Annotated in this window: 15 protein-coding genes; 13 read left to right on the top strand and 2 right to left on the bottom strand. The window is 56.0% G+C overall.

Going from position 1 to position 20,429, the window contains the following annotated elements:
• Positions 1 to 47 precede the first annotated feature (47 nt).
• Both ACR3E6_RS20425 and ACR3E6_RS20420 read left to right on the top strand, forming a co-directional pair.
• Positions 48 to 1,028 (top strand): alpha/beta fold hydrolase, encoded by a 981-nt coding sequence (locus ACR3E6_RS20425; protein ID WP_480489067.1) that lies wholly within the window; start codon positions 48 to 50, stop codon positions 1,026 to 1,028.
• A gap of 55 nt (positions 1,029 to 1,083) precedes the next feature.
• Positions 1,084 to 1,995 (top strand): PhzF family phenazine biosynthesis protein, encoded by a 912-nt coding sequence (locus tag ACR3E6_RS20420; RefSeq protein ID WP_480489065.1) that lies wholly within the window; start codon positions 1,084 to 1,086, stop codon positions 1,993 to 1,995.
• Between the two features lie 176 nt (positions 1,996 to 2,171).
• On the opposite strand, the gene ACR3E6_RS20415 is transcribed toward ACR3E6_RS20420, so the two are convergent.
• On the bottom strand, positions 2,172 to 3,392 hold the full coding sequence (locus tag ACR3E6_RS20415) for an adenylate/guanylate cyclase domain-containing protein (protein ID WP_480489063.1): 1,221 nt from the start codon (positions 3,390 to 3,392) through the stop codon (positions 2,172 to 2,174).
• A gap of 348 nt (positions 3,393 to 3,740) precedes the next feature.
• Here ACR3E6_RS20415 and ACR3E6_RS20410 point away from each other — a divergent pair, with 348 nt between their 5' ends.
• The 8 genes from ACR3E6_RS20410 to ACR3E6_RS20375 all read left to right on the top strand — a co-directional run bounded on the left by ACR3E6_RS20410 (position 3,741) and on the right by ACR3E6_RS20375 (position 14,969).
• Complete coding sequence (locus tag ACR3E6_RS20410; protein ID WP_170345410.1) at positions 3,741 to 4,766, top strand: LacI family DNA-binding transcriptional regulator; 1,026 nt, start codon at positions 3,741 to 3,743, stop codon at positions 4,764 to 4,766.
• Between the two features lie 94 nt (positions 4,767 to 4,860).
• Positions 4,861 to 6,165, top strand: a complete 1,305-nt coding sequence (locus ACR3E6_RS20405; protein WP_209833976.1) for an ABC transporter substrate-binding protein — start codon at positions 4,861 to 4,863, stop codon at positions 6,163 to 6,165.
• A 109-nt stretch (positions 6,166 to 6,274) separates the two neighbouring features.
• Entirely contained in the window at positions 6,275 to 7,141 is an 867-nt protein-coding gene (locus tag ACR3E6_RS20400) for a carbohydrate ABC transporter permease (RefSeq protein ID WP_171636017.1), read from the top strand.
• Between the two features lie 12 nt (positions 7,142 to 7,153).
• On the top strand, positions 7,154 to 7,984 hold the full coding sequence (locus ACR3E6_RS20395) for a carbohydrate ABC transporter permease (protein ID WP_152460301.1): 831 nt from the start codon (positions 7,154 to 7,156) through the stop codon (positions 7,982 to 7,984).
• 12 nt (positions 7,985 to 7,996) lie between these two features.
• A complete protein-coding gene (locus ACR3E6_RS20390; RefSeq protein ID WP_152460302.1) occupies positions 7,997 to 9,001 on the top strand; it encodes an ABC transporter ATP-binding protein in 1,005 nt (334 codons plus the stop codon).
• Complete coding sequence (locus ACR3E6_RS20385) at positions 8,998 to 9,771, top strand: L-iditol 2-dehydrogenase (RefSeq protein ID WP_480489059.1); 774 nt, start codon at positions 8,998 to 9,000, stop codon at positions 9,769 to 9,771. The genes ACR3E6_RS20390 and ACR3E6_RS20385 overlap by 4 nt, the downstream gene beginning before the upstream one ends.
• Positions 9,771 to 11,270, top strand: coding sequence for a mannitol dehydrogenase family protein (locus ACR3E6_RS20380; RefSeq protein WP_480489057.1), 1,500 nt, complete (start codon positions 9,771 to 9,773; stop codon positions 11,268 to 11,270). The genes ACR3E6_RS20385 and ACR3E6_RS20380 overlap by 1 nt, the downstream gene beginning before the upstream one ends.
• Positions 11,271 to 11,747: 477 nt before the next feature.
• Positions 11,748 to 14,969, top strand: coding sequence for a M10 family metallopeptidase C-terminal domain-containing protein (locus tag ACR3E6_RS20375; protein WP_480489055.1), 3,222 nt, complete (start codon positions 11,748 to 11,750; stop codon positions 14,967 to 14,969).
• A gap of 365 nt (positions 14,970 to 15,334) precedes the next feature.
• On the opposite strand, the gene ACR3E6_RS20370 is transcribed toward ACR3E6_RS20375, so the two are convergent.
• Complete coding sequence (locus ACR3E6_RS20370) at positions 15,335 to 16,018, bottom strand: GntR family transcriptional regulator (protein ID WP_480489053.1); 684 nt, start codon at positions 16,016 to 16,018, stop codon at positions 15,335 to 15,337.
• Between the two features lie 119 nt (positions 16,019 to 16,137).
• On the opposite strand from ACR3E6_RS20370, the gene ACR3E6_RS20365 reads away from it, so the two are divergent.
• From ACR3E6_RS20365 to ACR3E6_RS20355, 3 genes are all read left to right on the top strand, one after another.
• Positions 16,138 to 17,157, top strand: a complete 1,020-nt coding sequence (locus ACR3E6_RS20365) for an AbrB family transcriptional regulator (protein ID WP_371807742.1) — start codon at positions 16,138 to 16,140, stop codon at positions 17,155 to 17,157.
• 253 nt (positions 17,158 to 17,410) lie between these two features.
• Positions 17,411 to 19,108 carry a type I secretion system permease/ATPase gene (locus ACR3E6_RS20360; protein ID WP_480489050.1) on the top strand — a complete coding sequence of 566 codons (1,698 nt, stop codon included), beginning with the start codon at positions 17,411 to 17,413 and terminating at the stop codon, positions 19,106 to 19,108.
• The gene (locus ACR3E6_RS20355) at positions 19,108 to 20,424 is read left to right on the top strand and encodes an HlyD family type I secretion periplasmic adaptor subunit (RefSeq protein ID WP_480489048.1); all 1,317 of its coding nucleotides are present in this window, start codon (positions 19,108 to 19,110) and stop codon (positions 20,422 to 20,424) included. Before ACR3E6_RS20360 ends, ACR3E6_RS20355 begins: the two co-directional genes overlap by 1 nt.
• Positions 20,425 to 20,429: the final 5 nt, after the last annotated feature.

Genomic DNA, 20,429 nt, shown 5'->3' with positions numbered 1-20,429 from the left:
CCCGCGCGTTCAGACGCGCCCCCAAAACCCCAAGAAAGGAAATACCCATGTCGCGCAATCTGAAATCCATCCTGAGCGCAAGTCTTCTCGCGCTTACCATCGCGGTGCCATTAACTCCGACCCCTGCAATCGCAAGTGAGACCGGCATTGAAGCCACCCAAGCGGTCAATTTCCACGCAGAAAAAATCGGCGAGGTCAATATCGCCTATCGTGAGGCCGGAGACCCGAGCAGGCCAACCGTTCTGTTGCTTCATGGGTTTCCGACCTCATCACATATGTTCCGCAACCTTATCCCCGAACTGGCCAAGAACTATCACGTGATCGCGCCCGATTTTCCCGGATTTGGGGCGTCGGATATGCCGCAAGCCGAAGACTTCGAGTATTCCTTTGCGAATATCGCCGAAATCATGACGTCTCTGCTGGATCGGAAGGGTGTCGATCAATACGCGGTCTATCTGATGGACTATGGTGCCCCGGTTGGATTCCGGATGTTTGCCAAACAACCCGAACGGGTCACTGGCTTCGTCATTCAGAACGGCAATGCGTATGAGGAAGGGCTGCGCGAATTCTGGGACCCGATCAAAGCCTATTGGGCCGACCCCTCGAAAGAGAATGGCGACCAGCTTCGAGGGTTTCTTACTCTGGATGCGACCAAGTGGCAGTTCACCCACGGTGTACAGAGGCTGGAACTGATCAGCCCGGATAACTATTGGCACGTCCAATACCTGCTTGATCGCGAAGGTAATCAGGAGGTGCAACTTGAACTTTTCCTGGACTACGGCACCAACGTTGCCGAGTACCCGAAATGGCAGGCGTTGTTTCGTGAGCATCAACCACCTGCGCTGCTGATGTGGGGTAAGAATGATCACATCTTTCCGGCCGAAGGCGCCCTGCCCTATCAACGCGACCTGAAGGATCTTGAGTTTCATCTGCTTGATACCGGACACTTCGCGCTGGAAGAATATGGGTCTGAAATTGCGGAACAGATGACTGCATTCCTGAACCGCATCACCGCCGCCGGCAACTGATGCGCAACTGGCCGCGCCTCGATCAAGGGCGCGGCCTCATGTTTGGAGACGATCAATGAATACGCAAACAAACACTGCCAGGGATGTCACGGTTGAAATCGTGCACGGGTTTGTCGACGGTGGCACCGGAGGAAATCCCGCAGGCGTCGTTCTGGACGCTGATGATCTGAGCGCGCAAGATATGCAAACCGTGGCGGCAAGAGTTGGATTGTCCGAGACGGCGTTTGTCTCGCGGTCCAAGACGGAAGGTTTCAAGCTGGATTTCTTCACACCGAACCGGCGCATCGCTCATTGCGGTCATGCAACAATCGCCGCCTTCTCTCACCTTGATGCGTTGGGTCGGATCCCCAAACCCGATACTTCAAAGGAAACAGTTGATGGCCCCAGGCGCATACTCATGAAAGACGGTGCCGCCTATATGGAACAATTGGCCCCACGCTATTCGGGTGCACAGGAATGGATCGAAAAGGGCGTGAAACTCGACGATGTGCTGAGCTGTCTCGGGGTCGACAAAACTGACCTGGATCAGAGGTTTGCTCCGGTTTTGGTCAATACCGGCAACAGCTTTATCGTCGTCGGTCTATCGGATGCAGCAACCCTTGCCAAAATCAGACCAGAATTGGCCAAAATCAAGCAAATCAGCGAGAAACTGGATCTGATTGGCTATTACGTATTCACGAAAGACCCTTCAATCACCAGCCGGGACGCCACAACCCGTATGTTCGCACCCAGATACGCGATAGATGAAGAAGCCGCCACTGGGATGGCGGCCGGGCCACTTGCATGCGTGTTGCACGATTTCGGCGGCACGTCTCAGCGATCATTTGAAATCGAACAGGGGGTGTTTATGAACCCGGCAAGCCCGAGCCTGATAAAGGTCGATCTGGATATCGAGAATGGCGCAATCACGGGCCTCATGGCGGGTGGTTACGGAAAAGCCATGACCTCGGCCCGGATTGCTTTGTGACGCGAAAAGGCCAGGTGTGTCCGCAGCATCAGCTTCGGATGCGCCCAGGTCCTTGAGCGCGAATACATTTCGTCCAAGGGTCCTGCGACGGCACCTTAATCAGCGCAGTGCGCGGCCTCGTCGCCCGCAGCCCAAATCGAATTCGGCATTGCGGACAATGTAGAAGCTTGCGATTCTCAATCCATGTTGTCCGGATCCATGTGGCGATCCGGCATGGGGCTGGCTTGAGGCTCCTTTTCGACGAGAGAGTACAACTCGATGGATTCGGCAAGCCCTCGAACTTCGTGAAACCCACAAGCTGAGAACAGTTCAGGCGAAGCAGCGGCAACGGCTGACGTCGCCAGAACTCTGTGGCCCAGGGATTTCGTCAACCCCTCAATACGGCTTGCGAGGTTGACCGCTCTGCCCAGAACAGTGAAATCCAGCCTGCCGGGACTGCCGATGTTGCCATAGCTGACCTGCCCGACATTGATCCCGATGCCTATGTCCAACGGCGGCTTCTGAGCCTCATCGCGGCGATGGTTGAGTGCGGCCAAACCGGTCAAAACACTTTGAGCGGCCTGTGCTGCCCTTTTGCATTGGGCGTTCAAACCTTCCTGTGTCTCGACAGTGAATATCGACAGAATGCCGTCGCCCATGAACTTGAGAATGTCGCCGCCACTCTCTTCGACAGACTGCACGACCAGATCAAAATATCCACTCAACATGTCGAAAACGTCTTCTTCGGATGCCCTGTCTGAAAGAGCGGTGAAACCGCGCAGGTCAGAGAACATGACAACTGCGTCAAGGGTTGTGCGTTCCCCTCGCTTGATCCGCCCGTTCCACACAGCATCAGAGGGCCCATCGCCAAGATAGGTTCTCAGAAGACCTTTGGACGACTTGCGCATGGTGACAGGTTCAAGAGCAGAGGACAGAGCGGGCAATGCACCCTCAATCATTTTCAGATGCCGGGGCGAGAAGCCTTCTGGCGACCGGGTGACAAAAGTGCAGCCGTGCAGCGATCCGTCTCCGTAATAAAGCAGCGTAGCATAGTAATCGGTGCCACCCAGCTCAGCGAATTCAAGATATGATAAGTGCTCGGTCTTGGGATCCAATTGCCGCAGACTTTTGTGAAGTGGCTTACGGTGTTCAAGAATGTATTCGAATGAACTGCCGACATACCCATCCGTCAGCATGGTCTCATGTGTCACGTCATAGCTTTCGGTGCCATCCGGTGTCCAGACGATCCCCCATGCGATGAGCAGCGGATTGGCGAAACGCTGACCGATATTGACCCGCCAGAGCGGCACACCCGCCTCGATCAGAGACGAACAGAAATATGACACAACTTTTTCCGGGTCATCCGAACGACGCCCCTCGGCAATCATCCAATTGGTCAGTTGGGCAATAGCATCCATAGTTTAAAACCAATCGCTTAGATAAGATCGTCAAGAATTTGGGTTTAGTGTTCGATCATAATATTCTAGCCTTTTTCTTACCCCGTCCAAGCCTGCTGTTCAGTCCACAGTTCTCGGCCGTAAGCGCCGGCCAAGCTACACACAGACCTTCCTGGATACGTTTCGCCAGCCTTGTCATCAATTTGAATGAATCTTGCCAAAAGGGCGGCGTCGCTCTCGAAACCCTTTGAACGCCTTGTCGCACGCTGGTAGCACGAGGCCGCTCTGGCTATTGATTTATTAGCGCGCGCAAAGAATATGTAAATCTATGATAAGTTCACGACGAACAATACCAGCAGGCAGACTGGCATGACCAAGATAAAGAACATGGAAGAGTTTGCAGCGCTCAGCGGCATCTCGCGCCCTACGGTTTCCAAATACTTTCACGATCCCGACAGCGTTCGCCCCACGACGCGGGCCCGAATCGAAGAGGCGCTGGAACGGTTCGACTATCGCCCCAACATTTACGCGGTGAACCAGAACCGGAAGCTTACCAAGAATATCGGAATCGTCGTGCCCTATCTGGCGGACCCGTTCTTTGTCGAGATTGCACGCTATCTGGAACAAAGTTGCATTGCGGCAGGTTATCGGCCGTCCCTGTTCAGCTCTCATGGCGAGCAGAAGCTGGAGAACGAAATTCTGGACGGCTTGCAATCGATGAAACCCGCCGGTGTTCTTTTGGCCCCTTTGGGCCGAATTTCGGACAGGTCTGCGATCGAGAAATTCTGTGCCAATGTGCCGACCGTTCTGTTCGACAGCAATCTTGATGGTCTGGGAGCAGCCTTTGTCGGATCGGATAACTTTAGCTTTGTGTCGCAAACCGTCGAATACATGACCCGCACTGGTGAACCCCCGTCCTTCTTCGAAATGCGAACACCCGCAAACCCCAATGCCAACAAACGGCGCAAGGCGTATGTCGAAATCATGGAGCGCCTCGGACATGAGCCGCATATTCTCAAGGTTGATGGCAAAGGTTGGGCGTTTGAAGAAATTGGACACAGAGGCACGATGAAGATCTTGGAGGAAGGTCAATTGAGGACGAACTCGGTTCTGTGTAGCAATGACCGGCTCGCCATCGGCTTTCTTGCCGCTTGCTACGAACAGGGGATTCGGGTCGGTCGGAAAGAGGATTGCACGTTGCGTGTAGCTTCGAATGATGGGCACCCGTTCGCAAAATTTACATGTCCATCCCTGACAACGGCAGCGCATGACTATGATAATGTAGCGGCGCGCAGTGTTGAAACCCTGTTCCAACTCATTGAAAGTGGCGGGAAACTTCAGGCGCGATCGGAAACGCTATTCCCCGCACGACTGGTTTTGAGGGATTCTGCGTAGCTTCATTTTTTAACGCGCGTAAAGTTTTTATTGACGCCGCGACAAATTACGCACTACTTTCCGAGTACGGCATCCAAGCTCAGGGAGGACAAGGATGTATTTGAAGAATGCACTTCGTGCGGCGACGGCATTGACCTTTGTCGCAACGGCCGCGGCCCATGCAGAAACGATCACGATCGCAACCGTCAATAATGGCGACATGATCCGGATGCAGGGCTATACCGACAACTTCACCGAGGCGACTGGTATCGACGTGGAATGGGTGACGCTGGAGGAAAACGTCCTGCGTCAGCGTGTTACCACCGACATCACCACCAAGGGCGGTCAGTTCGATATCATGACCATCGGCATGTACGAAACGCCGATCTGGGGCGCAAATGGCTGGTTGGTTCCTTTGGATGGGCTGTCTGAGGAATATGATGTCGGCGACCTGCTTCCTGCGATGGCGGGTGGCCTGAGCCATGACGGCACGCTGTATGCAGCACCGTTCTATGGCGAAAGCTCGATGATCATGTATCGCACCGACCTGATGGAAAAGGCCGGGATGGAGATGCCTGAGGCGCCAACATGGCAGTTCATCCGCGAGGCGGCGGCTGCGATGACGGACCGTGACAACGACATCAACGGCATCTGCCTGCGCGGCAAGGCGGGCTGGGGTGAAGGCGGTGCCTTTATCACTGTGACCGCGAATTCCTTTGGTGCACGATGGTTTGATGAAGATTGGACACCTCAGTTTGATCAGCCCGAATGGAAAGAGGCGCTAACCTTTTTTGTCGACATGATGAATGAATCCGGCCCTGCCGGTTACGCGACCAACGGCTTCAACGAAAACCTTTCGCTGTTCCAGCAGGGCAAGTGCGGAATGTGGATCGACGCCACTGTTGCGGCGTCCTTTGTGACAAATCCGGATGATTCAACTGTCGCGGACAAGGTCGGGTTTGCTCTGGCACCAAATTCGGAAGGCGTCGACAAGCGCGCCAACTGGCTGTGGGCCTGGGCACTGGCCATTCCGGCGGGAACCCAGAAAGAGGATGCAGCCAAGCAGTTCATCGAATGGGCGACCTCAAAGGATTACATCGAACTGGTGGCGGAAAACGAAGGTTGGGCCAATGTCCCTCCGGGCGCGCGCACCTCGCTTTATGAGAACGCGAACTACAAGGACATTCCGTTCGCCAAGATGACGCTCGAGTCGATCCTGTTGGCCGACCCGCAGAACTGCTGTGCCATGCCAACACCCTATACTGGCATCCAGTTCGTTGCGATCCCGGAATTCGCGGGCATTGCCACACAGGTCAGTCAGGAATTCTCGGCGGTTTATGCCGGACAGCAGACTGTAGATGAAGCGCTTCAAAAGGCGCAGGCCTTTACGGCTGAAGAAATGGAAGCCGCAGGGTACTGAGGCATCCCTCCCAGTAGGGGACAGGTGATCTGTCCCCTGCTCTCTCCACTTCCACAACTCGCGTTTTTCTCGCAGGCTGAGTTACGCCTGAACAGAGAGGGTTTGCGTAATGGCTACTCAACACTCCCGATCCGTTGCTCGCCTGATGATGGCACCCGCAGTGGTCCTGCTGCTTGGCTGGATGCTCGTGCCATTGACGATGACGCTGTACTTTTCTTTCAAAAAATATCTGCCTCTGCGCGGGGGTGATCTGGGCTGGGTCGGGTTCGACAACTACGTCCGCTTTGTCTCGTCCAGTACATTCTGGCCCGCGGTGCAGGCAACACTGGTCATTGTTGGCGGTGTCCTGATCATAACCGTCATTCTCGGAATTCTGCTCGCCATGCTGCTGGATCAGCCGATGTGGGGGCAAGGCATTGTCCGTATCCTTGTCATCGCGCCGTTCTTCGTCATGCCCACCGTGTCTGCGCTGGTGTGGAAGAACATGTTCATGGACCCGGTCAATGGTTTGCTGGCCCATCTGTGGCGTTTTTTCGGGGCCGAGCCGATCTCGTGGTTGTCCGAGGCGTCGATGACCTCGATCATCATGATCGTTTCGTGGCAATGGCTGCCCTTTGCAACGCTGATCCTGTTGACCGCAATTCAGTCGCTGGACAGCGAGCAACTGGAAGCAGCCGAAATGGATGGCGCACCGGTTCTGAAGCGCTTCTACCACATCATTCTGCCGCATCTGAGCCGCGCGATCACCATCGTAATCCTGATCCAGACAATATTCCTGTTGTCGATCTTCGCCGAGATCTTCGTGACCACCGGCGGCGCATTCGGTACCCGTACACTCACCTACCTGATCTTCCAGCGTGTGCTGGAGAGCCAGAATGTTGGTCTCGGATCAGCCGGAGGTGTCTACGCAATCATCCTTGCCAATATCGTTGCGATCTTCCTGATGCGCATCGTCGGCAAGAACCTGGACGCGTGAGGAGGAAAACCCATGGCCCGCGCTGTCACATCCCGACGCAAATCGCTGAACACCGCCCTTGCCTGGGCCGTGGGACTGCTGATTTTCTTCCCGATCCTCTGGACGATCCTGACCAGCTTCAAAACCGAAGCGCAGGCCATTGCCAGCCCTCCGTTGTTCCTGAACTTTGACTGGACGCTGGAAAACTACGCCATCGTGCAGGAACGCTCGGACTATATGCGGTTTCTGTGGAATTCGGTGATCATCGCCGGTGGGTCGACCATGCTGGGCGTGATCATCGCCGTGCCCGCCGCCTGGGCGATGGCGTTTGTTCCGTCCAAACGAACCAAGGACATCCTGTTGTGGATGCTGTCCACCAAGATGTTGCCGGCCGTAGGTGTGCTGTACCCGATCTACTTGCTGTTCATCCAACTGGGCCTTCTGGATACGCGCGGAGGGTTGGTCGTGGTGCTGATGCTGATCAACCTGCCGATCATCGTCTGGATGCTTTACACCTATTTCCGCGAAATTCCGGGTGAAATTCTGGAAGCCGCACGGATGGATGGGGCGACGCTGAAAGAGGAAATCCTCTATGTCCTAACCCCCATGGCCATTCCCGGCATCGCTTCGACCGTCCTGCTGAACTTTATCCTTGCGTGGAACGAGGCATTCTGGACCCTCAATCTGACCGCTGTTGACGCGGCACCGCTCACGGCCTTCATCGCCAGCTATTCCAGCCCCGAGGGCCTGTTCTTTGCCAAGCTCAGCGCGGCCTCGACCATGGCAATTGCACCCATCCTGATCCTTGGCTGGTTCAGCCAGAAACAACTTGTCCGCGGCCTGACCTTCGGCGCTGTGAAATAAGGAGCATTCCTCATGGGACGCATACAACTCAAGTCCGTGACCAAAAGCTTCGGCGACGTTCAGGTCATCCCTCCGCTGGACCTGACCATCGAAGATGGCGAGTTCACCGTTTTCGTCGGCCCTTCGGGCTGTGGCAAATCCACGCTGCTGCGCCTGATCGCAGGGCTGGAAGACATCACCAGTGGCCACATAGAAATCGATGGAGCAGACGCAACAGACGTGCCGCCCGCCAAGCGAGGGCTGGCAATGGTGTTCCAGTCCTATGCGCTTTACCCGCATATGACCGTTCGCAAGAACATCGCATTTCCGCTGCGCATGGCGAAACTGGATCAGGCTGAAATCGACAAGCGGGTTGAGGGCGCGGCCAGTGTCCTGAACCTGACCGATTACCTGGATCGCCGCCCGGGCCAGTTGTCCGGTGGTCAACGCCAGCGCGTCGCCATTGGTAGGGCTATCGTTCGTGAGCCAGCCGCGTTCCTGTTCGATGAACCCCTTTCAAACCTCGACGCAGCGTTGCGGGTGGGCATGCGGTTGGAGATCAGCGAGCTGCATGAACGCCTCGCGACAACGATGATCTACGTCACCCACGATCAGGTCGAAGCCATGACCATGGCGGACAAGATCGTTGTGCTCCAGGCTGGCGTGATCGAACAGGTTGGCAGCCCGCTGGAACTGTACCGAACGCCACGCAACCTGTTTGTTGCGGGGTTCATTGGCTCGCCCAAGATGAATTTTATCGAAGGGCCCGAAGCGGCAAAGCATGGCGCACAAACGATCGGCATTCGACCGGAACACATCGCGGTGTCGGACTCCGAAGGAGAATGGTCCGGGCGCGTCAGCGTCTCTGAACATCTTGGTTCGGACACATTTTTCCACGTCCACGACACCGGACTGGCCGAGACAATCACTGTTCGTGCCGATGGCGAGGTTGGTTTCCGCCATGGGGATCGCATTCATCTGACCCCACGCGCCGATGTAATCCACAGATTTGACGCAGACGGTCTGCGGATCGAATGAAACGTCTGACGAGCAAAACCGCCCTGATCACAGGGGCTGCGCGGGGCATTGGATTGGCATTTGCCAAGGCCTATGTGGCAGAGGGCGCGCGGGTCGCAGTTGCCGACATCGACATCCAGCGCGCACAGGACGCGGTCGCTGAAATTGGCGCGGCAGCTTTCGCTGTCGAAATGGACGTGACCGACCAGCAGAGCATCGATAGGGCCATAGCCAAAACCGCGACGCAATTCGGCCCAATCGACATTCTGATCAACAACGCGGCCATCTTCACCGCCGCACCAATCGTCGAGATCGAGCGCGCCGACTACAATCGCGTTTTTGACATCAACGTCGCGGGCGCGCTGTTTACGATGCAGGCCGTCGCCAAACATATGATCGAGCACGGAACCAAAGGCCAAATTATCAATATGGCCTCGCAGGCCGGGCGAAGGGGTGAACCTTTGGTCGCTGTCTACTGCGCCAGCAAGGCGGCGATCATATCCCTGACCCAATCGGCGGGGCTGGACCTGATTTCTCATGGGATCAACGTAAATGCGATTGCCCCTGGTGTCGTCGATGGCGAACACTGGGATGGTGTGGACGCCTTTTTTGCAAAACACGAAGGCAAGCCCCTTGGCCAGAAAAAGCGTGAAGTGGCGTCAGCTGTTCCATATGGCCGCATGGGGCGCGCGGAAGACCTGACAGGCATGGCGGTTTTTCTGGCCTCTGATGAGGCCAGGTACATCGTCGCGCAGACTTACAACGTCGACGGCGGAAATTGGATGAGCTGATGGACCCTGTGGCGAACGCAAAAACCCCTGCACGGCTGCGGCAAGAGAGTCTGTCCAAGCTGCCAACCACCGTGAAGACCCCGATGTACGAACGTTCGGATCTGACGCCGGGCATCGTTCATATTGGATTGGGTAATTTCCATCGCGCGCATCAGGCCTGGTATGTTCACAAGCTCATGCAGCAGGGGCTGGCCCATGACTGGGCAATCGTCGGAGCGGGTGTGCGAAGCTATGACGCTGTCATGCGAGAACGATTGCTGGCGCAGGATTGCCTCACAACGCTGATCGAGTTAGGGCCAAACGGAATGTCCGCCGAGGTGGTTGGCCCGATGATCGACTACCTGCCGATCGAGGAAAACAACGCTGCCCTCATCCACGCGATGGCAGATCCGGCCACCCGGATCGTTTCGCTGACTGTTACCGAGGGGGGGTATTTTCTGGATGCCAACAGCGGCGCATTCGATTTCGATCACGCAGATATCCGTCATGACGCCGAAAACCCCAATCAGCCCCGTACGGCCTTCGGCGCGATGGTTGCGGCACTCAGACGACGGCGCGCCGAGGGGTTGACCCCGTTCACGGCGCTCAGCTGCGACAATCTTCAGGGCAACGGAACGATTTTGCGAAACTGTGTTGTGGGATTGGCGCGCATGTCCGACCCGGAACTGGCCGACTGGATCGACAGGCATGGCGCGTTTCCCAACTCGATGGTGGATTGCATCGTACCAGCGACCACCGACCAATTGGTATCGCAATGCCGCGCCCTTGGCGTCGATGACAGAGCGCCCGTCTCGCATGAGAACTTTCGCCAATGGGTCATCGAGGATGCCTTCTGCGCCGGGCGTCCGCCCCTCGAAAACGTCGGAGCAATACTGACCAACAACGTCCATGGTTACGAGACCATGAAGTTGCGCATTTTGAACGGAGGTCATCAACTGTTGGCAAATGTCGGAGAAATACTGAGTGTTTCGACGATTGCCGACTGCATGAAGGACCGGGACATCGTGGCGTTTTTTCGAAAAGTGCAGGTCGAAGAAATCCTTCCGCATGTCGAAGCGGTTCCCGAGACCACTGCAAATGAGTACCTTGAGTTGATCGAGAGCCGATTTGCAAACACGGCGATTCACGACACCACACGCAGGGTTGCATTCGACGGATCGGCAAGACATCCCGGATTTTTGCTACCGTCGCTCCGCGATGCATTTACATCAGGGTCTTCTGCAAACGGGCTCGCTCTCGCCGAAGCGTTCTGGTGCCGGATGTGTGCGGGTATTCGTGAGGATGGCTCCGAGATCACTCCCAATGATCCCCAGTGGGAAAGCCTGAACAGCACCGCAAAAGCGTCCAAAACTGATCCTGAGCTTTGGCTGGAACAGGGGTTCTACAGCGGTGACTTTGGGATCAGTACACAGTTTTCCAGCGCCTTTGCCCGCTGGCTGACCCTGATATGGCAGCGTGGCAGCCGGGCCGCCATTGCTGAGTATGTCGCGAACGGTTAACGTAACAGATCATTAACGAGGCTCAGTTCGCTCGGTGCCTATGCGGTCCGGTATCTGGCCCTTGGAGCTTTGTCTGACGTTGGCGCAAATAGGGCCTGCAATCTGCCGAAAATGGCATGGATGTTACCCTCGGCGGTTCTGACCGGTTCACCGCCTTGGGCAAATCCCCACTACAGAGTCCATGGAATAAGCGAAAGCTTGCCACCGGATCAAAAGCTTCGAGAACGTGTCCAAAAAAATAAAAAAATATTTGGCAGAATGCCTAAACCCTAAACGGCCGCAGACGCCCGGTTCAGCCAAGGAACACGGGTTTCTGTTGCACTTATGAGACGGTTCTGCCGTTGAAAGAAAGTGTCATTTGAAACATGGTGTCACCTGCTGTTTCAAAAAGATCGGTGCATAGTAGTTTGTCATAAAAAGAACAATTTAAGCGTGCATCCGAGTGCAATCAAGTATTCCGAGGTACAGGGCTGAGCAATGGCTACTACGACTATAATACCAAGACCTTCCGCTTCTTCTCCGCTCAGTCCAATACAAGGTTATGTTGCCTACGGTGACGGCAATCCTTCGAACACCACCACAATTTCTTATCACTTCGAACAATACGCGGGCACACAAGCGTGGACCGCGGAATACAAGGCGGAATTCCGAGCGGCTCTTTCTGCCATCGAGGCCGTCGCAAATGTGACTTTTGTCGAATCCGGCAGCGCTTCCGCCGACTTGGTGGAAGTTATTGCGCCCACAAGTTTTTTTTCAAATCCCAGAACGCTTGGCTACCACTATACGCCATCAAGTGGTCCCTCCGTAGGCGCTTTCAACACCGCTTACTGGACTGCCGGAGCAAATGGAAACGGCGATCCGGGCGGGTTTTTCTTTACTACGTTGCTTCATGAGTTGGGTCACGCGCTTGGGTTGGGTCACCCCCACGACACCGGTTTGGGTACAACCGTGATGAATGGCGTCACATCGCCATTTGACTCTTTCGGGGCCGGCAGCCTGAATCAGGGTGTCTACACGGTGATGTCGTATAATGATGGCTGGACCGAAAAGAACGGAATTCTCTCTGTCAACGCGACTTATGGTGGTTCAACTGGGCTCGGCGCACTGGACATTGCTGCGTTGCAGGCGATGTATGGCGCCAATACCAGCCACAACTCTGCCAACAATACCTACACGCTTCCTTGGGCAAACGTCGCGGGCACCGGCTATCAGTCTATTTGGGATACTGGTGGAAACGATACCATCCAGCATGTCGGCAGTTCGAAGGCGCGGATCGACTTGCGGGCCGCAACACTGGATTATTCCGAGACCGGCGGCGGCGTAGTGTCTTACGCAGAGGGCATAAAGGGCGGCTTTACAATCGCTCATGGCGTTGTGATTGAAAACGCGATCGGTGGGACCGGTGACGATGTGATCGTCGGGAATACCGCTCAGAACGTTCTGAATGGCAATCATGGTCACGACATAATCTATTCAGTGTCCGACGGAACCAACAACAACACCGTTTATGGCGGCGGGGGGAATGACACCATTTATCTGGCGAACGGTTCCGGTGCAGACCAGGTTTTCGGCGGCCAGGGCGACGATTGGGCCATTGTGACCAACAATGGCGGCTCGTTTTCCGGAGGAAGCGGTGCTGACACAGTCCGATTTGTCAGCGCCATCAGCAGCTATCTGTTCATTAAAAACGGTACGAAATACGAATTTATCGATGCCGTGTCGCGCATCACCTTCACGGTGGAAAATGATGTCGAGGCCATTCAGTTCCTGAATGGGTCACAGGTATATAGCCGTTTGAATATCGAAGCTGCCATGCAGCTTTCGGATATCGATACGACCGGTACCACACTGAAACACGCAAGTCAGGGCATTTACGTTCTGGATGCAGGCAGCTCGAACGTGACGCTGGTAAATAATGGTCAGGCGGTTGGTCAAAACACGTTTGCCGGCTGGCAGGCCATTCAGGCCGAGGCTTCGGGCGGCGGTTACAAAGTGCTGTGGAAAAACATCGATGGGACGTATGGGGAATGGACCGTCAATGCCAATGGTCAGTTCCTCAGCAGCAGCAGCATCAGCAATGTGGCTGATGTTGAGACCTTCTATGGCGCTGATTTGAACAATGATGGGCTGACGGGGCATGGTACGGTCACGGTTGAAACCAACGGCTCCACGACGCTCGTTTCGTCAAGCCTGGGTTCGTATTTGATTAACGGCACCATTGAACTGACCCTCAACGGTGCCAAAGCCGGCCCAGGCAGTTTTCCCGGCTGGCGGGCCATTCAGGCCGAGGCTTCGGGCGGCGGTTACAAAGTGCTGTGGAAGAATGCGGATGGCACGTTTGGGGAATGGGTGACGGATGCCAGTGGTCGTTTTGTCAGCAGCCGCACCATAGACGACGTTAGGGATGTCGAGGTCTTCTATGGCGCAAATCTGAACAATGATGGGCAAATCGGTCATATCACGACCAGCATCGAATCCAACGGTTCCACGACGCTGGGATCGTCAACCAATGGCGCATATATAATCGGCGGCAGCATCGACTTGACACTCAACCAGGTTAATGCCGGTCCTGGCAGCTTCGCGGGCTGGCAGGCGCTTCAGGCCGAGGCATCCGGTGGCGGCTATCGGGTGTTGTGGAAGAACTTGGATGGGTCCTACGGTGAATGGACAACGAATGCGGCCGGTGAATTCCAGAGCAGCACAACAATCAGCAATGTTGCAGATGTAGAGGTCTTTTATGGCGCTGACCTGAACAATGATGGGCTGACGGGGCATGGAACGATCAGCATTGAATCCAGCGGCGCGACAACACTGGGGGCGACAACCCAAGGTGAATATCTGATTGGCGGCACCACCAAGTTGACATTCAACAGCGCCACTGTCGGACCGAACAGCTTCCCCGGCTGGCAGGCCATTCAGGCCGAGGCATCCGGTGGCGGCTATCGGGTGTTGTGGAAGAACTTGGATGGGTCCTACGGTGAATGGACAACGAATGCGGCCGGTGAATTCCAGAGCAGCACAACAATCAGCAATGTTGCGGATGTAGAGGTCTTTTATGGTGTTGACCTGAACAATGACGGGCTGACGGGGCATGGAACGATCAGCATTGAATCCAGCGGCACGACAACGCTGGGGGCGACAACCCAAGGTGAATATCTGATTGGCGGCACCACCAACTTGACGTTCAACAACGCCACCGTCGGACCGAACAGCTTCTCCGGCTGGCAGGCCATTCACGCCGAGGCTTCAGGTGGCGGCTACCGGGTGCTGTGGAAGAGCGCGGATGGGTCCTACGGTGAATGGGTCACGGATTCCAATGGTGTGTTTATAAGCTCCAACACCGTCGCTGACGTGGTGACGGTCGAATCCTTCTATGGCTTTGATATCGATGGCAGTGGAACTGTGGGGTTCCAATTGCCCAAGCTCGCTCGGCTTTCGGAAGGCGATCAGAAAGAAGTATTGGGAGAGACCGATTGGGATGAAACGGTCGATTATCTGAAGTTCGCCCCTGATCTTGAGGCTCCCGAAGACGCAGAAGACGTCTACACGCTGGTGAGCTTGCATCAGGCTGAGGACACGGCGTTTTCCGTTTCCGAAGTTTCATTGGCCGCCGCGCCAAGTGGCAATGTGGACATCGAGGGTGACGAGATCAGTCCGGCACTGATGCCCCTTTTGGAAGAAGACAACTTTTGGATATAGATGTGCATTGGCGCTGGAGGCGGCCCGTTCTGTCAAACTGACGGTGCCGTTTCTGGCGTAGTTCGCTGCATAGGCTTGCGATTTCGATCAGTACCCCGGCCTTCCGGACCCGCGTCTTCAGCCCTGTCGAACCTAACAGCTGGACGAAAGCAAAAACGTCAGCCAAAGCTGACGGATCGCCAGGATTTGGGTTGGGCTTTTGCCAGAGCAGAGCCGCGGCAACACACCCTGCCGCCGGCAAAGCACGACCGGAGTTTCCAAGCAGGTCTGGCAACGTTCAAAACCCATAGAGTGCCGCGCAAATTGCCGCCATCGATCACGGTGATATTCCAAGCAACGTTTCTAGGAGGAATAATCCGTTGGTCCTATTGGCCCTGATCGGCTGTGCGGTCACGCTCCCGAAGGGCGCGAATGCGCATCCTCTGGCCGGCTTGAATATGTGCTCGCATTTCCATCTCGGCCGCAGCACTGTCACGCGACTTGAGGGCTGCCATAATGCGCCTGTGTTCCGCGACTGCGGCATCCGCCCGTTCATTGTCCAACAGTTGCGACGGTCCGAGTATCAGCAGCGCCTTTTGCAACGAAAGCGTGGATTTCGCCAGAAACCGGTTCTTGGCCACATCCAGCAGGGTGGCGTGAAACACCCTGTTGATCCGAGCGGCCTCTGGCCCCGTACCTGCCTGGGCAAGTTGGTCGTTCAGAACCTCCAGTTCGTCCAATTCGATATCTGACGCGGCTCGGGCCGCCAGACGGGCCGCAGTGCCTTCAAGCACGGCACGCATCTCATAAAGCTCCATTACCTCGGCATAACTCAGGCTTCGGACCGTTGCGCCCTGCCTTGGCACATGCGTGACAAGCCCATCCGTCTCGAGCTGTCGGATCGCTTCGCGCACAGGAGTTCGGCTGACGCCCAACCGATTGGACTGGTCAATCTCTCTCAAGCGATCGCCGGGCAAAAGCGCCCCTTCGCGAATCTCGTCCAGCAACCGTTGATACACGGAATTGCCTTGGGGGCCTGGCTGAATTGAGTCGTCCTGAAAGGTCATCATGTTCTTGCTTGCAGTTTGTATCCAAAAGAATACAGTTGAACACATTACGGGTCAATGGCAATGGAATTCAGGTTTTGCTCATCTTGAAGAACCACCCTTCCCCCCTTGTGAAAAGGTGGGTGACGTTTGGAATTGCAGTGCTTGGCACAGCGGTCTTTTGGGTGTTGGACCTGCCGCTGCCGTTCTTGTTCGGCCCCATGGCAGCTTGCCTGATCGCCGCGCTTGCCCAGGCGCCAATGCAAGGGTTTGGGCAGATTTCCGTTGCCGCCAGAACGATTCTGGGCGTAGCAGTCGGTGCCTCGATCACGCCGGCACTTTTCGTCGAACTGCCCAAGATGGTCACATCGATCATGCTGGTTCCCGTCTTCATAATCCTGATTGCTTTTGTTGGTGTGCCGTTTTTTCGAAAAATCTGGGGATTTGACGAAAAAACCGCATTTTACGCAGCGATGCCGGGCGGTTTGCAGGACATGATCATTTTCGGCGCCGAAGCCGGAGCCGACCCAAGAACCCTTTCCCTGATCCACGGTACGCGCGTGTTGATCATCGTCACTTTGGCGCCGTTGTTCCTGACGCTTTTTTACGATGCGGAACTCACCAATCCCATAGGACAGCCGGCGCGTGAGCTTCCTGTTCATGAACTGCTGCTGATGGTTCTGGCGGCTTTCATCGGCTGGAAAGGCGGAGAGAGAATAGGGCTTTTCGGCGCATCCATCCTTGGGCCGATGATCCTAACGGCGGCTTTGTCGTTGGGGGATTTCATTCATTCGCGCCCGCCGCGCGAAGCCGTGCTGGTCGCGCAGTTTTTCATCGGTTGCGCGATTGGAGAAAAATTTGTTGGCGTAACCTGGGGGGAGCTGCGCCGGGTTGTTGCTGCGGGCGTTGCATATGTTTTCGTACTTGCAGTTCTGGCAGCAGGTTTCACTGCCATTGTCACGTCTCTTGGTTTGGGGCGGCCCGTCGAAGCCTTTCTGGCTTTCGCACCGGGGGGGCAGGCCGAAATGACGGTTCTGGCCATCGTCTCGGGCGCTGATCTGGGCTTTGTAATCAGCCATCACCTAACGCGGATAGTGCTGGTCATCATCGGCGCGCCCGTCGCCGCCAACCTGATCTTGCGCTGCTCCAGACCTCGGAATTAGCCAGATGTTTTGGGCCGCGACCGCATAGTTTCCGCGCGCCGGAAGCACCGCGTTCAAAGGTTAAAACATTCTTTGTGGCATTGGCCAAAAAGTGCTTCTTCCATCCCGCTGTCTGCGGTTTCTTGCTCAAAAAAACATGTGCAAACTTGGCAATGCTGAACTAACTTTCTAAATGCGGCGATGCCGGTCCGAATGATGTGGAATGTAAACTGTGAAACCTCAACACCGCCTATCAGCGGCCCCTCGCCATGAATTGCGCAACGTGCGCAATCAGGGCATTGCCTTTCTGGCCTTGGCGTTTTTGTTCAGCATCTTCGTCAACCTGCTCATGCTGACAGGTCCGCTTTTCATGCTGCAAGTATATGATCGGGTTCTTGGTTCTCGGGCAGTTGAAACTCTGACCGCACTGTTTTTGCTTGTCGCTTTGCTTTATGCGCTGATGGCCATGCTGGATTATGCGCGCGGTCGCATCGTTGCCCGCTTTGGTGCACGGTTCCAGTCGCAGCTGGATGAGCGCGTTTTCGAAGCCACGATGCGCCGGTCTCTGGTGCCCCAGGTGCGATCGGCTCCGGCGACTGCATTGCGGGATCTCGAGACCATTCGCACCTTGTGCTCTTCGCCCGTGCTGCTTGCAATTATGGATATCCCGTGGACACCTGTCTTCCTGGGGGCGATATTCATTTTTCATCCACTTCTTGGCTGGTTGGCCGTTGCAAGTGGCGTGCTGCTTGTGGTGATCGCATTGCTCAACCAAGCCCTGACCAGCCGTAAGGTGGCCGAGGCACAATCCGCGGCGGCGCGGGCGAATGCCTTTTCCGAACACGCAAGGCAAGCAGCTGAGGTTGTGCGCTCTCAGGGAATGCAGGCGGACGTGACCAGGCGGTGGTTGAACCAGCGTTCCGAAGCTTTGCGTCAAAGCATTTCCGCCAGTGACTGGACTGGTAGCTTCACGTCGCTGACGAAATCGCTTCGGCTTTTCCTGCAATCTGCCATGCTGGCTTTGGGCGCGTGGTTGGTACTGCAAAACGAAATGACGCCCGGGGCGATGATTGCAGGCTCGATTCTCTTGGGACGGGCCTTGGCCCCGGTGGAACAGGCTGTCGGCCAATGGAGTTTGGTCGAACGGGCACGCACGGCCTGGAATTCGTTGAACCGGTTTCTGGACCAGACACCGCCAGAGGAACAGCGGATTCGTTTACCGATCCCAAAATCCCAATTGGAAGCCAAATCCCTGACGGTAATCCCTCCGGGTGCTACTGCGCCAACACTGCGGAACGTTAACCTGAAACTGGAACCGGGAAAGGCGCTTGGTGTGATCGGGAAAAGTGGGTCGGGCAAGACGACCCTGGCCAAGGCTCTGCTTGGGCTTTGGAGACCGGCGGCTGGCGAGATCCGATTGGGCGGGGCCACGTTGGACCAATATGATCCCAACGATCTGGGCAGCCATATCGGATACTTGCCGCAGCAGGTGACCCTGTTCAACGGAACCGTTGCTGAAAATATTGCACGGATGTCGGAAAACCCGGATTCAGAAGCGGTGGTTGCGGCGGCCAAGAAGGCCAAGGCACACGAACTGATTCTGTCATTGGAAAAGGGTTACGGCACCTTTCTTGAAGGCAATGACAGTCAGTTGTCGGGCGGTCAGAAACAGCGCATTGCGCTGGCCCGTGCGCTGTATGGCGACCCGGTCCTTCTTATTTTGGACGAACCGAACTCGGCCCTCGACGCAGATGGCACCGAAGCTTTGAATGCAGCCGTGCGCGGCCTCAAGGAAGCGGGAAAGGCCGCCATCATCATGACGCACCGCCCGCAGGCCATTTCGGAATGTGACGATCTTGCTGTTGTGGAAAAAGGCCAGGTGGTGAGGTTTGGCAGCCGCGACGAGGTTCTGAACGCAATGGTCCAGAATGCGGGCGCGATTAAGCGCAAGCTTAGCCCCGTAGGTGAATAATGGCGAAAAAATCAACCAAGACACCCGTCCCCGTCTGGGGCATCAAAATACCTGCGCTGGTGGGATTTCTTGCCCTTGGCATTCTGGTCGGCGGGTTGGGCCTTTGGGCCGTGAAAACGCGGCTGGCCGGGGCGATTGTATCTTCTGGCGTAATCGAAGTTCAAAGCAACCGTCAGGTCGTTGAACATCCTGACGGCGGCGTGGTCGGCGAAATTTTCGTGCGCGACGGTGATGTGGTTGCCTCGGGCGATTTGCTTTTGCGGTTGGACGATACATTTCTGTCTTCGGAACAGACGATCGTAGAATCTCAACTCTTTGATCTTCTGGCCCGCCGTGCCCGGCTGGAGGCCGAGCGGGATGGCCTGACATCCGAAGAATTGGCCGCGCGCCTGGCTGAAGTTCAAAAAGAATACGATATCGATCCGGACCTGATTGCAGGGCAACAGAACCTGTTCGATGCCCGGCTGGAAACGCTGTCCAAGCAGGACGAGCAACTGCGCAAACAGTTGGTTCAGATAGAAAGCGAGATCGCAGGCACGCAGGCTCAGTTGGTCTCGTTGCGCCGCCAGACAGAGTTGATCGCGGCGGAGTTGAAGGATCAGCAAAGCCTGTTGAGCAGGGGTCTGACACAAAACAGCCGCGTGCTGGCGCTGCAACGCGAAGAAGCCAGTCTGACAGGCGAAATCGGCAAACTGGAAGCCTCCGTTGCGCGTCTGAAGGGACAGATTGCATCAACCGAGATCAAGATTGTCGAACTGACCGCGACCCGGCGGGAAGAAGCGATCACCACTTTGCGGGACGTCCAGGCGCAGGTGGCAGAGCTGTGGGAACGACGTTTGTCCCTGGCGGAACGTCTGGCCAGGCTTGAAATTCGCGCACCTGTCAGCGGAACGGTTTACGGCAGTCAGGTCTTTGCCCTGCAATCGGTCATTCAGCCGGGCGAACCCATGATGTATGTGGTTCCGCAGGACACGCCGCTGTTGGTGGCAGCGCGGGTGGATGCGATCCATGTGGATCAGTTGCATGTCGGGCAATCCGTTGCCCTGCGCTTTCCGGCGTTCAATCAACGCGAAACGCCCGAACTCGAAGGACAGGTCAACAACGTCTCGGCGGACACGTTCACGGATGAACAGTCCGGGTTCACCTTTTACCGCGCCGAAGTGGTGCTGAATGACGGTGAGATAGACCGGCTCAATGGTCAGGAACTTTTGCCGGGTATGCCGGTTGAGACACTGATCAAGACCGACGAACGCACGCCGTTGTCCTATCTTGTGAAACCGATGGCAGACTACTTCAACCGCGCGTTTCGCGAATGATGCGG

The organism is Ruegeria sp. AL3 (genome assembly GCF_056536065.1).
Note: the sequence above shows the minus strand (reverse complement) of the source record. Positions and strands in the feature narration are given on the sequence as shown.

Excerpts from the sequence above, each read along its gene's own strand:
- ACR3E6_RS20375 (WP_480489055.1), top strand. The coding sequence starts at position 11,748 with ATGGCTACTACGACTATAATACCAAGACCTTCCGCTTCTTCTCCGCTC.
- ACR3E6_RS20385 (WP_480489059.1), top strand. The coding sequence starts at position 8,998 with ATGAAACGTCTGACGAGCAAAACCGCCCTGATCACAGGGGCTGCGCGG.
- ACR3E6_RS20405 (WP_209833976.1), top strand. The coding sequence starts at position 4,861 with ATGTATTTGAAGAATGCACTTCGTGCGGCGACGGCATTGACCTTTGTC.
- ACR3E6_RS20395 (WP_152460301.1), top strand. The coding sequence starts at position 7,154 with ATGGCCCGCGCTGTCACATCCCGACGCAAATCGCTGAACACCGCCCTT.
- ACR3E6_RS20370 (WP_480489053.1), bottom strand. The coding sequence starts at position 16,018 with ATGATGACCTTTCAGGACGACTCAATTCAGCCAGGCCCCCAAGGCAAT.
- ACR3E6_RS20420 (WP_480489065.1), top strand. The coding sequence starts at position 1,084 with ATGAATACGCAAACAAACACTGCCAGGGATGTCACGGTTGAAATCGTG.
- ACR3E6_RS20410 (WP_170345410.1), top strand. The coding sequence starts at position 3,741 with ATGACCAAGATAAAGAACATGGAAGAGTTTGCAGCGCTCAGCGGCATC.
- ACR3E6_RS20390 (WP_152460302.1), top strand. The coding sequence starts at position 7,997 with ATGGGACGCATACAACTCAAGTCCGTGACCAAAAGCTTCGGCGACGTT.
- ACR3E6_RS20400 (WP_171636017.1), top strand. The coding sequence starts at position 6,275 with ATGGCTACTCAACACTCCCGATCCGTTGCTCGCCTGATGATGGCACCC.
- ACR3E6_RS20425 (WP_480489067.1), top strand. The coding sequence starts at position 48 with ATGTCGCGCAATCTGAAATCCATCCTGAGCGCAAGTCTTCTCGCGCTT.
- ACR3E6_RS20355 (WP_480489048.1), top strand. The coding sequence starts at position 19,108 with ATGGCGAAAAAATCAACCAAGACACCCGTCCCCGTCTGGGGCATCAAA.
- ACR3E6_RS20380 (WP_480489057.1), top strand. The coding sequence starts at position 9,771 with ATGGACCCTGTGGCGAACGCAAAAACCCCTGCACGGCTGCGGCAAGAG.
- ACR3E6_RS20415 (WP_480489063.1), bottom strand. The coding sequence starts at position 3,392 with ATGGATGCTATTGCCCAACTGACCAATTGGATGATTGCCGAGGGGCGT.